The following is an 11,671-nucleotide window of genomic DNA, read 5'->3' on the forward strand; positions in this document are numbered from 1 at the left end:
GGCGGCTCCGGTCACACCGGTGGGGCCATTCGGCGGTAGCAGCTGCGACGTGCGACGATGTGCGGCATGTCGCAGCAGCCCCCCGATCGGAGTACGGCCTCGCCGCCCGCGCGCCCCGACGCGTCCATGTCGCTGCTGACCAACGTGATGGACCACAGCCTGGACGACGGGTACGCCGAGGCATCGGCTCGTCGCAAGGCCGACGGCCGTGCCGGCATGCCCCGCACGCTCAAGGCGAAGCTGGGCTTCGCCGCGTGCCTCGTGCTGGCCGCGCTCGTTGTCACACTGGGCGCCGCGCAGGCACGGGTGTCGGCACCGGTCCTCGCCAAGGAGCGCGAGGAACTGATCGACCGGATCGACGCGGAGACCGACGCGGCCGACACCCTCGAGGCACAGGTCGAGAAGGTCCGCGACGACGTCGGCAGACGCCAGCGCAAAGCTCTGGAGAAGCACGGTGGGGACCAGGCGGAGCTGGTGGCCCTGCTCTCCGGCGCGACCGCCGTGCACGGGCCCGGAGTGAAGCTGGTCGTCGACGATGCGAAGAACACCGACCAGGGCGGTGGCGGCCCGCGTGAGACCAGCGGCTTCTCCGACACCGGCCGGGTCCGGGACCGCGACATGCAGCGGGTCGTCAACGGCCTGTGGCAGTCCGGTGCCGAGGCGATCGCCATCAACGGGCAGCGTCTGACCGCCCTGTCGGCGATCCGGGCCGCGGGCGACGCCATACTGGTCGACAACAAACCGCTCGTGCCGCCGTACTCGGTGCTCGCGGTGGGGGACGGGAAGAAGCTCGGCGCCGCCTTCCGCGACAGTGCCGACGGCCAGTACCTGCAAGCGCTGAAGGACACCTTCGACATCAGGACGAGCATCTCCGTCCAGGAGAAGGTGAGCCTCCCGGCCGCCCCGAGCCTGATCGTACGGACAGCAGAGCCTTATAAGGCCGCAGACACCGGCAGTGGTGCGGCAGACACAGGGAAGGGCACATCGTGATCGCCGTACTGGGCCTCGTCGTGGGAGTCGTGGTCGGACTGTTGGTCCGGCCCGAAGTGCCGGCGGTGGTCGAGCCCTATCTCCCGATCGCCGTCGTGGCCGCCCTCGATGCCGTCTTCGGTGGCCTGCGCGCCATGCTCGACGGAATCTTCGTCGACAAGGTCTTCGTGGTCTCGTTCCTCTCGAACGTGGTCGTGGCCGCCCTGATCGTCTTCCTGGGCGACAAGCTCGGCGTCGGCGCCCAGCTCTCCACCGGAGTGGTGGTCGTCCTCGGCATCCGCATCTTCTCCAACGCCGCCGCCATCCGCCGGCACGTCTTCCGGGCCTGAGGCCGATGAGCAACGACGAGGAATTCACCGGCGGCCGGGAACAGCCCGGCGAGCGGCCCGCGGGCCCGCCCAAGGAACTGACCGGACGCCAGCGGCTGATCGCAGGCGTCTGGCCGCCGAGGGTCACCCGTGCCCAACTCATCGTCGCGGTCCTGCTGTTCGTCCTCGGTCTGGGGCTCGCCATTCAGGTGCGGTCCAACAGCGACAACAGCGCCCTGCGCGGTGCGCGCCAGGAGGACCTGGTCCGCATCCTCGACGAGGTGGACGACCGTTCGCAGCGGCTGGAGGACGAGAAGCAGCGCCTGGAGGACCAGCGCACGGAGCTGGAGAACAGTTCCGACCAGGCGGAGGAGGCCCGCAAGCAGACGGTCGAGAAGGAGCGTCAACTCGGCATCCTCGCGGGTACGGTGGCTGCGCACGGGCCGGGTATCACCATGACGATCAACGACCCCGGTGACGCGGTCGAGGCGGACAAGCTGCTCGACGCGCTTCAGGAGCTCCGGGCCGCCGGCGCCGAGGCGATCGAGGTCAACGGTGTGCGGGTGGTGGCCAATACGTACTTCTCCGGCGACGGTGGCGCCATCAGGGTGGACGGGCGGAAGATCTCGGCTCCGTACGTCTTCAAGGTCATCGGCAAGCCGCAGGATCTGGAACCGGCGCTGAACATCCCGGGCGGCGTGGTGCAGACTCTGGAGAAGGAGCAGGCCACCGTGCATGTGTCGCAGGCCGAGGACATTGTCGTGAACGCCTTGCGACCGGCGGAGCGGCCTGACTACGCTCGGTCGTCGGCCCAGTGAAACCGGGGCGCGTGGGCGTCGGGGGACACGGGCACAAGGTTGCGGGGGGTCGCCGCATCGTAATCGTGGTGCGTGGTGGAAACTGTCGAGTAGATACGGACGTTGTGAAGATGTCCGGGTCGGCAGGTGTGTTCATTCAGGGTTCGTCCTGCCCCACGGGCGGGTCTGTTTCGGTCAAGGGGAATCGCCCGTGAAGTTGTTTGGAAAGTTGTTCGGCAAGAGCGCACGCGATGAGGCAGCCCGCCATCGCGCGCCGCGCAGTGGTCAAGCCGACGAGCAGGGCTCCGAGCGCCCGCTCTTCCGCGATCAGGTGTCGGGCCCGGGGGGTGACAATTCGGGCGCGTCGTCTGTTGACCCCGCCGGTCCCGGCCGCATAGGTTTCGGAGAACCGTCAACCTCAAGTACGGGTGGAGGGTTCACCCCGAGGCAGGAGGGTTCGTCCATGCCGGTCTGCACGAGGTGCGGTCACCGCAATGCCGAAGCCAGCCGTTTCTGCTCCAACTGCGGTGCGCCGTTGAGGGGCGGGGTTCCCGAGCGGGCCTCGGAGACGACGTCGACCATCTCCATCTCGGGCCTCGAGGCCTACGAGGCGGAGGCGACCGGTCAGACGTTGGCACCGTCGCTCTCGCCCGAGGCGCAGGCCGCTGTGGACGCCCTGCCGCTGGGCTCGGCGCTGCTGGTGGTGCGACGCGGTCCGAACTCGGGCAGCCGCTTCCTGCTGGACGGCGAGCTGACGACGGCCGGACGCCACCCGCAGAGCGATATCTTCCTCGACGACGTGACGGTCTCGCGCCGCCACGTGGAGTTCCGCCGGAGCCCCGACGGCAGCTTCACGGTCGGGGACGTGGGCAGCCTCAACGGCACCTACGTCAATCGTGAGCGCATCGACTCCGTCGCGCTTTCCAACGGTGACGAAGTGCAGATCGGCAAGTACCGGCTGGTCTTCTACGCGAGCCAGCGGGCCATCTGACCCGTCCCCGGACTCCGTCCGGGGGGACCCCCAGGAAGGTCCATGCTGAGAACACCGACGGGCGGTGCCGGAAACGGCACCGCCACGGCCGACGACCGCCCGATGAGCATCGGCACGGTGCTCCTGCAGCTGCGGGACGAGTTTCCCGAAGTCACCATCTCCAAGATCAGGTTCCTGGAGGCGGAAGGGCTCGTGGAACCGCAGCGGACGCCTTCCGGCTACCGCAAGTTCCGCTCCGACGACGTCGAGCGGCTCGCCCAGGTGCTGCGGATGCAGCGGGACCACTATCTTCCGCTGAAGGTCATCCGCGAGCACCTGGACGCCGTCGCCCGGGGCGAGCGGGCGCCCCTGCCGGCTCCGGACGGCGAGCGGGACCTCTCCGACGGCAGCTGGATGGGCGGGACGGGCCGGTCCACGGCCGCCCGCATCGGCCGGGCCGAGCTGCTCGCTGCCGCGGAGGTGACCGAGAGTGACCTCGATGCGTGGGAGTCCTACGGTCTGGTCGTTCCGTCGGCCGACGGCGGATACGACGCCGAGACGGTCACCGTCGCCAGGCTCGTGGCGGATCTGGGCCGGTTCGGCCTGGAACCGCGGCACCTGCGCGCCATGCGGGCGGCCGCGGACCGCGAGGCCGGACTGATCGAACAGGTCGTCGCGCCACTGCGCCGGCACCGGAATCCGCAGACCAGAGCCCATGCCGAGGCCACCGCCAAGGAGCTCGCGGAGCTCTCTGTACGCCTGCATTCGGCCCTCGTACAGACCGCGCTCCAGATCAGGCTCCACTGATCCGCGTGGGCCCCGACTACCCAAACCTGCCGAGCAAGTCCTAGGGTTGCTGTGTGAACGAGCTCGACGTTGTGGGTGTCCGGGTGGAAATGCCCTCCAACCAGCCGATCGTGCTCCTGCGTGAAGTGGGAGGCGACCGGTACCTCCCTATTTGGATCGGTCCTGGTGAGGCGACCGCGATCGCCTTCGCTCAGCAGGGCATGGCTCCGGCCAGGCCGCTGACCCATGACCTCTTCAAGGATGTGCTCGAGGCCGTGGGCCAGGAGCTCACCGAGGTCCGGATCACGGACCTCCGTGAAGGGGTCTTCTACGCGGAGCTGGTCTTCGCGAGCGGAGTCGAGGTGAGCGCACGGCCGTCCGACGCCATAGCGCTCGCCCTGCGAACCGGAACGCCGATCTACGGCAGTGACGGGGTGCTCGACGACGCGGGAATCGCGATTCCCGACGAGCAGGAGGACGAGGTGGAGAAGTTCCGCGAATTCCTCGATCAGATCTCGCCGGAGGACTTCGGTACGAACAGTCAGTGACGTCCCGAGGGGTCGTCGTCAGCGCATCCGACAAGCCTTTCCCCATCGAGGGTCACGGGAAACCACCCTCAGGGTGATTATCACTCGGCGTGCCGAGTGTGGCGATCGTTGACGCACCCCGAGTGACTGCCTACCTTCGAGTGGGCAGGTCAAGGACGGAGGTCGGCGTGGGAAGCAGCGGCGACGGTGCGGCAGTGGGTGGGCCGTATCCGCAGCAGGGGAGTACGGCCGACCAGACCATCAGGCAGCCGGCTGCGCCGGCTGCGGTGTCGGGGGACGGCGTGACATCGGCCAAGGACATCGGCTATCGCGGGCCGACGGCGTGCGCGGCGGCGGGGATCACCTATCGGCAGCTCGACTACTGGGCCCGTACGGGTCTGGTCGAGCCGAGCGTCCGTCCGGCCTACGGGTCGGGCACGCAACGGCTCTACAGCTTCAGGGACGTCGTCCTGCTGAAGATCGTGAAGCGCTTCCTCGACACCGGGGTGGCGCTCCAGAACATCCGCACCACGGTCCAGCACCTGCGGGCCCGCGGGTTCCAGGATCTTGAGCGCATGACCCTGATGAGCGACGGGGCGACGGTCTACGAGTGCTCCTCGCCCGCCGAGGTCGTGGAGCTGCTCCAAGGCGGCCAGGGCGTCTTCGGCATCGCTGTGGGGGTGGTCTGGCGGGACGTCGACGCCGCGCTGTCACAGTTGCACGGGGAGCGGGTGGACACCGGCGAGACACTGGTCGGGAACAACCCCGCCGACGAGCTCGCCCGACGGCGCAACCGGGCCGGCTGAGCAGGTGAGCCCCGGCCGGGCCCGGGGAATCCCGGGCCCGCAGACAGCCGTCGCCCGGCGATTGTCAGTGCCATGGGGCAGCATCGACTGATGTGAGAGCCGCGCCGACCATCCTGCATCTGGACATGGATGCCTTCTACGCCTCTGCGGAGCAGGCGGCGAAGCCGAGTCTGCGCGGCAAGCCCGTCGTGGTGGGCGGACTGGGGCCCCGCGGGGTCGTCGCCACCGCCTCGTACGAGGCCAGGCGTTTCGGGGTCCACTCGGCCATGCCGATGGCGCAGGCCAGGCGCCTGGCGCCGAACGCCGCCTACCTGGTGCCGCGCTTCGCGCTGTACCGGACGGTGAGCGACCAGGTCATGGAGCTGCTGGGCCGGCTGTCACCGCTGGTGGAGCCGTTGAGCCTGGACGAGGCCTTCGTCGACCTGGAGGCGGGCGGCACAGCGGACGACACCGCCTCCGCCCTCGCCATCGGTGAGCAGCTGCGGGAGGCGATCGAGGCGGTCACCGGACTCAGCGGATCCGTCGGTCTCGCGGGCTCCAAGATGCTGGCGAAGATCGCCTCGGAGGAGGCCAAGCCGGACGGGATCATGCTGATCGAGCCCGGCACGGAGCGGGAGCTGCTGGCGCCCATGCCGGTACGGACCCTGCCCGGCGTCGGACCGGCCACCGCGGACCACCTGCGGCGCGCCGGGATGACCACGGTGAACGACCTGGCCGAGGCGGGCGAGGCGGAGCTCGTACGGCTGCTGGGCAAGGCGCACGGCGCCTCGCTGCACCGGATGGCCTCAGGCCGGGACGACCGGCCGGTCGTCGCCGAACGGGACGCGAAATCGGTCTCGGTGGAGGACACCTTCGATACGGACCTGCACGACCGGGTCCGGGTCAGGGGCGAGGTCGAGCGGCTCGCCGACCGGTGCGTCCAGCGGCTGCGGGCGGCGGAGCGCTCGGGCCGGACCGTGGTGCTCAAGGTGCGGCGGTACGACTTCTCGACGCTGACCCGGTCCGAGACGCTGCGCGGGCCCACCGACGACCCCACGGTGGTCCGGGAGGCCGCCGCCCGGCTCCTGGAGTCCGTGGACACCACCGGGGGAGTGCGGCTGCTGGGCGTGGGCGTCACCGGGCTCGCCGACTACACCCAGGAGGACCTGTTCGCGCAGGCGGCCGATGAGCGCACCGCCGCAGGACTCGCTGCGGCCGAGCTCGCCGCCGGCCCTGCCGCCATGGGCTCGGCCGGCGGTGCGGAGGCCGGGGTGGACGCCGCCGCGGGCGAGGGCCGGCCGGAGTCCGAGGAGGCGTCGGAACAGGAGAGCGCCGAGCAGCTCGCCGCCCGGCGCTGGCCCGCCGGACACGACGTGCGGCACGACACCCACGGCCACGGCTGGGTGCAGGGCAGCGGGGTCGGCCGGGTCACGGTGCGCTTCGAGGAGCCGGAATCGGCACCCGGCCGGGTCCGTACGTTCCGTATCGACGATCCGGAACTCCAGCCGGCCGATCCGCTGCCGCTCGTGCGGGACCCGGTCGACTACTCGTCCTGGCCGGCCAGCCTGCCGAAGTCCCGGTCCGGGGCGGTCGCCTCGGGCGGGGCGTCCAGGCCGTAGTGCCGGTAGAGCTGGAGCTCCTGCTCCGGCGAGAGGTGGCGGCCGACCCCGAAGTCGGGAGCGTCCTTGATCAGCGTGCGGTCGAAGGGGACGCGAAGCGTGTCCTTGACGAATTCGCTGGGTTCCAGCGGGACGAAGGCGTCCCGGCTGAACAGGCCGGTGCGTACGGCCGCCCACTCCGGCACGCCGGTCGCGTCGTCGAGGTACACCTCGTCCACCGTTCCGATCTTGGTGCCCTCGCGGTCGAACGCCTTGCGGCCGATCAGGCTGCGCGGATCGATGTCGGTCTGCACGGTCCCTCCCACGGGTCGCGGGTACTCCACAGGAACCACAGAAGTGCAGATCCGTGCGGTTGGCCACTCGAAAACTCCGCCGGGCACCCCGCTGGTAGGCTGGGGGCGGCTGCTTACCCCGTGCGGGAGAGTCCTCCGGAGCGAATCCGGAGGCGCCGAAGGAGCAAATCCTCCCCGGAATCTCTCAGGCCCCCGTACCGCACGGACGAGGTCACTCTGGAAAGCAGGGCGGGTTCCGCACGGCCGGGTGCCGAGTGGGTCCCTCCCTCACCGACGGTGAAAGCCGGTGCGCGCAGTGGGCACCGGTGAAGCTCTCAGGTTGAGATGACAGAGGGGGAGGCCGTTCGGGCACCCCGCGCCGCGGTGCCCCTCGCAGGTCGTGACAGACCAGGAGGCCTCCACCATGACCCCCCGTCGCACTTCGCTCTCCCAGCTCGAACAGGGAATCCCCTTCGAGCAGCGTCATATCGGTCCCGACGCCGCGGCGCAGGCGAAGATGCTCGCCCAGGTCGGTTACGGCTCGCTCGACGAGCTCACCGCGGCCGCGGTGCCCGATGTCATCCGGAGCGCCGAGGCGCTGCAGCTTCCGACGGCCCGTACCGAGGCCGAGGTGCTGGCCGAACTGCGGTCGCTCGCCGACCGCAACCAGGTGCTGGCCCCGATGATCGGGCTCGGCTACTACGGCACGTTCACCCCGCCGGTGATCCTGCGCAACGTCATGGAGAACCCCGCCTGGTACACGGCCTACACGCCGTATCAGCCGGAGATCTCGCAGGGCCGCCTCGAAGCCCTCCTCAACTTCCAGACGATGGTCGCTGACCTGACCGGGCTGCCCACCTCCGGTGCCTCGCTGCTGGACGAGGGCACCGCCGCCGCCGAGGCGATGGCGCTCGCGCGGCGCGTCGGCAAGGTGAAGAACGGCGTCTTCCTGGTCGACGCCGACGCCCTCCCGCAGACCGTCGCCGTGATCCGGACCCGCGCCGAACCGACCGGTGTCGAGGTCGTCGTGGCCGACCTGGCCGACGGCATCCCGGCCGAGATCGCCGAGCGCGGTGTCTTCGGCGTCCTGCTGCAGTACCCGGGCGCCTCCGGAGCCGTGCGCGACCTCGCTCCCGTCATCGAGCAGTCCCACGAGCTCGGCGCGATCGTCACCGTCGCCGCCGACCTGCTGGCGCTCACCCTGCTCACCTCGCCCGGTGAGCTGGGCGCGGACATCGCGGTTGGCACCACGCAGCGCTTCGGTGTGCCGATGGGCTTCGGCGGACCGCACGCCGGGTTCATGGCCGTGCGCGAGAAGTTCGCCCGCAGCCTGCCGGGCCGCCTCGTCGGCGTCTCCGTGGACGCGGACGGCAACAAGGCCTACCGGCTGGCCCTCCAGACCCGTGAGCAGCACATCCGCCGCGAGAAGGCCACCAGCAACATCTGCACCGCCCAGGTGCTGCTCGCCGTGATGGCCGGCATGTACGCCGTCTACCACGGCCCGGAAGGGCTGCGGACGATCGCCCGCCGGACCCACCGCTACGCCGCGATCCTGGCCGAGGGGCTGCGCGCCGCCGGTGCGGACGTGGTGACCGGAGCCCACTTCGACACGCTCACCGTCCGGGTTCCGGGCCGGGCCGCGGAGGTCGTCGCCGACGCCCGCGAGCGCGGGGTGAACCTGCGGCTCGTCGACGGCGACCTCGTCTCGCTCGCCTGCGACGAGACGACCACGCGTACGGAGATCGCGTCCGTCTGGGCGGCCTTCGGCGTCACCGGCGACATCGAGGCGCTGGACGCCACGACCGCCGACGCGCTGCCCGAGGGGCTGCTGCGCTCCGACGCCGTGCTGACCCACCCGGTCTTCCACCAGCACCGTTCCGAGACCGCGATGCTCCGCTACCTGCGCAAGCTCGCCGACCGCGACTACGCGCTGGACCGCGGCATGATCCCGCTCGGCTCCTGCACCATGAAGCTGAACGCGACCGCCGAGATGGAGTCGATCACCTGGCCCGAGTTCGGCGCCCTGCACCCCTTCGCGCCGGCCGAGCAGGCGCAGGGCTTCCTGACGCTGATCCGGGAGCTGGAGGAGCGGCTGGCCGAGGTCACCGGTTACGACGCGGTGTCCATCCAGCCGAACGCGGGCTCGCAGGGCGAGTTCGCGGGGCTGCTGGCCGTCCGGGCGTACCACCGTGCCAACGGTGACGAGGAGCGGACCGTCTGCCTGATCCCGTCCTCGGCGCACGGCACCAACGCGGCCAGTGCCGTGATGGCCGGGATGAAGGTCGTCGTGGTGAAGACGGCCGACGACGGCGAGGTCGACATCCAGGACCTCCGCGCCAAGATCGAGCAGTACCGCGAGCAGCTCGCCGTGCTCATGATCACCTACCCGTCGACGCACGGTGTCTTCGAGGAGCACGTCGCGGACATCTGCGCCGAGGTGCACGACGCCGGCGGTCAGGTCTACGTCGACGGCGCCAACCTCAACGCGCTGGTCGGCCTGGCCAAGCCGGGCCACTTCGGGGGCGACGTCTCGCACCTGAACCTGCACAAGACCTTCTGCATCCCGCACGGCGGCGGCGGCCCCGGCGTCGGCCCGGTGGGCGTGCGCGCGCACCTCGCGCCGTACCTGCCGAACCACCCGCTGCAGCCCGCAGCGGGTCCGGAGACCGGGGTCGGCCCGATCTCGGCCGCCCCGTGGGGCTCGGCCGGCATCCTGCCGATCTCCTGGGCGTACGTACGCCTGATGGGCGGCGAGGGCCTGAAGCGTGCGACGCAGGTCGCCGTACTCGCGGCGAACTACATCGCCAAGCGCCTCGAGCCGCACTACCCGATCCTGTACAACGGCCCGGCCGGGCTCGTCGCGCACGAGTGCATCGTGGACCTGCGGCCGATCTCCAGGGCGACCGGCGTCAGCATCGACGACGTGGCCAAGCGGCTCATCGACTACGGCTTCCACTCACCGACCATGTCGTTCCCGGTCGCGGGCACGCTGATGATCGAGCCGACCGAGAGCGAGGACCTCGCGGAGCTGGACCGCTTCTGCGACACGATGATCGCCATTCGCGGCGAGATCGAGAAGGTGGCCTCCGGCGAGTGGAGCGCGGACGACAACCCGCTGGGCAACGCCCCGCACACCGCCGCCGCGCTGGGCGGCGACTGGGCGCACGGCTACAGCCGTGAGGTGGCGGTCTTCCCGGCCGGGGTCACCGCGGCCGACAAGTACTGGCCGCCGGTGCGCCGCATCGACGGTGCGTTCGGTGACCGTAACCTCGTCTGCTCCTGCCCGCCGCTGGACGAGTACGACAACTGACGGGACCGACGTCCCGGACGTCGTGGGGTGACGCGGAACTGCGTCGGGGCCGGTTCGGAGATCTCTCCGGGCCGGCCCCTTCCGTTACCTGCCGCGGTCAGGCGGCCTTCATCACCCGGCCCGTTCCCAGCGGCCGGTGCGGCGCGATGATCTGCCCGTCCGGGAGCAGCTCACCGGTGTCCTCGAAGAGCAGGACGCCGTTGCACAGCAGGCTCCAGCCCTGTTCCGGGTGGTGTGCCACCAGGCGGGCGGCCTCCCGGTCGGCTGAGTCGGCTGTGGGGCAGGGTGGCTGGTGCTGACACATGGCTGGGTTCTTTCGCTGCGTTGAGTTGAGTGTCCTGCGGCTTGAAGAGGTGTTCATGGCCGCCCCCCGTATCTGTCGGTCCGGTCCCAGTGTTGCCCCACGGGCGTCAATCCGCAGGGATTTCGCGGGAGCGCTGCTACTCCTCTCATGACGCGTCACCCAGCCGGACGGTTCGGCGCAACTGCCCTGTCACTTCGGGTGGTTCGGGGTGGCCGGATGGGGCTAGTCCGGATGGGTCCCGGATGCGCCCTCGCAGCGCGCCGTGCCCCGCCGCCGGAGTCGGCGGCGGGGCACAGTGAAGTGGGGGCGGCCGTAGGTCAGGCCGGGGAGCCGAGCAGGGGGCCGGGACCGGGCGTGATGCGAGTGGTGATCACGGGAAGCAGATCGGCGACCTGGTGCGGACGGTGTGCCGCGATACCCGGTGGGGCGGGAGCCAGCGGAACCAGCAGGTCGGCGGGGGCGGGGGACCCGCCGGCCGCGTCGGCCCCGGTGTCCTCGTGCAGCCACAGTGCCAGCATGTAGAGCTCGGGAATGGACAGCAGCCTCGGCTGGTAGTGGGTGCTCGCGGCCTCCGCCTGGCGCAGGGCCAGTTCGGTCGAGGCGATGTAGGGGCCCTCGAAGAAGTGCGAGAACGTCCAGCCGTCGGGGGTGAGCATGGTGTCCGCCGCGGCGACCGCCCGATCCGGGCCGCAGATCTGGAAGCGCCAGGCGGCGAGCCGGGTGGTGGATGTGAGCCCGCCCGGTCCGATGCGGTCCAGCACGTGTACGGGGAGCGGGTGTTCGGGGCTCAGGGGTCCCTGGGCCGAACGCAGGGCAGGTGTCCGGGCCTCGCGGACCGCGGTGGGTGAGCCGAGCGCCGCGAGAACACTTCTCAGCGCGGGCGCGGGAGCTGGAGGAACATGCAGGGGCATAGTGGGTCGCCTCTCACTTCGGAGACACGGTGGAGCGTGGGCGGGTGCAGACGGCGCTGTCGGCGTGCGGGGCCAGAGGAGGCCGGTGACTG

General features: G+C 70.6%; 12 protein-coding genes and 1 riboswitch. Of the genes, 9 read left to right on the forward strand and 3 right to left on the reverse strand.

Translation table 11 applies throughout. The features are described 5' to 3' along the window. Window positions 1-66 precede the first annotated feature (66 nt). The 8 genes from EDD93_RS28790 (at window position 67) to EDD93_RS28825 (ending at window position 6,782) form a co-directional block, all read left to right on the forward strand. Complete coding sequence (locus EDD93_RS28790; protein ID WP_123528410.1) at window positions 67-990, forward strand: DUF881 domain-containing protein; 924 nt, start codon at window positions 67-69, stop codon at window positions 988-990. Then, complete coding sequence (locus tag EDD93_RS28795) at window positions 987-1,319, forward strand: small basic family protein (RefSeq protein WP_003970459.1); 333 nt, start codon at window positions 987-989, stop codon at window positions 1,317-1,319. Before EDD93_RS28790 ends, EDD93_RS28795 begins: the two co-directional genes overlap by 4 nt. 5 nt (window positions 1,320-1,324) lie before the next feature. Next, a complete protein-coding gene (locus EDD93_RS28800; RefSeq protein ID WP_123528411.1) occupies window positions 1,325-2,116 on the forward strand; it encodes a DUF881 domain-containing protein in 792 nt (263 codons plus the stop codon). A gap of 190 nt (window positions 2,117-2,306) precedes the next feature. Continuing rightward, complete coding sequence (locus EDD93_RS28805; RefSeq protein ID WP_123528412.1) at window positions 2,307-3,086, forward strand: FHA domain-containing protein; 780 nt, start codon at window positions 2,307-2,309, stop codon at window positions 3,084-3,086. A 42-nt stretch (window positions 3,087-3,128) separates the two neighbouring features. Continuing rightward, window positions 3,129-3,872, forward strand: a complete 744-nt coding sequence (locus tag EDD93_RS28810) for a MerR family transcriptional regulator (protein WP_123528413.1) — start codon at window positions 3,129-3,131, stop codon at window positions 3,870-3,872. Between the two features lie 53 nt (window positions 3,873-3,925). Then, complete coding sequence (locus EDD93_RS28815) at window positions 3,926-4,399, forward strand: bifunctional nuclease family protein (RefSeq protein WP_006123076.1); 474 nt, start codon at window positions 3,926-3,928, stop codon at window positions 4,397-4,399. A gap of 167 nt (window positions 4,400-4,566) precedes the next feature. Further along, window positions 4,567-5,184, forward strand: coding sequence for a MerR family transcriptional regulator (locus EDD93_RS28820; protein ID WP_123528414.1), 618 nt, complete (start codon window positions 4,567-4,569; stop codon window positions 5,182-5,184). A gap of 92 nt (window positions 5,185-5,276) precedes the next feature. Further along, window positions 5,277-6,782 (forward strand): DNA polymerase IV, encoded by a 1,506-nt coding sequence (locus EDD93_RS28825; RefSeq protein WP_123528415.1) that lies wholly within the window; start codon window positions 5,277-5,279, stop codon window positions 6,780-6,782. Here the strand turns inward: EDD93_RS28825 and EDD93_RS28830 are convergent. Beyond that, window positions 6,707-7,075, reverse strand: a complete 369-nt coding sequence (locus EDD93_RS28830) for a PRC-barrel domain-containing protein (RefSeq protein ID WP_123529403.1) — start codon at window positions 7,073-7,075, stop codon at window positions 6,707-6,709. The two genes, EDD93_RS28825 and EDD93_RS28830, sit on opposite strands and share 76 nt — an antisense overlap. 113 nt (window positions 7,076-7,188) lie before the next feature. Next, window positions 7,189-7,285: riboswitch (glycine riboswitch) on the forward strand. Between the two features lie 193 nt (window positions 7,286-7,478). Between EDD93_RS28830 and gcvP the strand changes: the two genes are divergently transcribed. Next, window positions 7,479-10,364 carry an aminomethyl-transferring glycine dehydrogenase gene (gcvP, locus tag EDD93_RS28835; protein ID WP_123528416.1) on the forward strand — a complete coding sequence of 962 codons (2,886 nt, stop codon included), beginning with the start codon at window positions 7,479-7,481 and terminating at the stop codon, window positions 10,362-10,364. 97 nt (window positions 10,365-10,461) lie between these two features. Here the strand turns inward: gcvP and EDD93_RS28840 are convergent, their stop codons facing one another. Both EDD93_RS28840 and EDD93_RS28845 read right to left on the reverse strand, forming a co-directional pair. Further along, window positions 10,462-10,668 (reverse strand): DUF5999 family protein, encoded by a 207-nt coding sequence (locus tag EDD93_RS28840; protein ID WP_123528417.1) that lies wholly within the window; start codon window positions 10,666-10,668, stop codon window positions 10,462-10,464. Between the two features lie 317 nt (window positions 10,669-10,985). Next, window positions 10,986-11,579 carry a hypothetical protein gene (locus tag EDD93_RS28845; RefSeq protein WP_123528418.1) on the reverse strand — a complete coding sequence of 198 codons (594 nt, stop codon included), beginning with the start codon at window positions 11,577-11,579 and terminating at the stop codon, window positions 10,986-10,988. Between the last annotated feature and the right edge of the window lie 92 nt (window positions 11,580-11,671).

It is taken from the genome of Streptomyces sp. 840.1 (assembly GCF_003751445.1).
Taxonomy (GTDB): domain Bacteria; phylum Actinomycetota; class Actinomycetes; order Streptomycetales; family Streptomycetaceae; genus Streptomyces.

What these genes read in the sequence shown, in the direction of transcription:
- EDD93_RS28790 (WP_123528410.1), top strand. Translation starts at nt 67, where the DNA reads ATGTCGCAGCAGCCCCCCGATCGGAGTACGGCCTCGCCGCCCGCGCGC.
- EDD93_RS28800 (WP_123528411.1), top strand. Translation starts at nt 1,325, where the DNA reads ATGAGCAACGACGAGGAATTCACCGGCGGCCGGGAACAGCCCGGCGAG.
- EDD93_RS28810 (WP_123528413.1), top strand. Translation starts at nt 3,129, where the DNA reads ATGCTGAGAACACCGACGGGCGGTGCCGGAAACGGCACCGCCACGGCC.
- gcvP (WP_123528416.1), top strand. Translation starts at nt 7,479, where the DNA reads ATGACCCCCCGTCGCACTTCGCTCTCCCAGCTCGAACAGGGAATCCCC.
- EDD93_RS28840 (WP_123528417.1), bottom strand. Translation starts at nt 10,668, where the DNA reads ATGTGTCAGCACCAGCCACCCTGCCCCACAGCCGACTCAGCCGACCGG.
- EDD93_RS28845 (WP_123528418.1), bottom strand. Translation starts at nt 11,579, where the DNA reads ATGCCCCTGCATGTTCCTCCAGCTCCCGCGCCCGCGCTGAGAAGTGTT.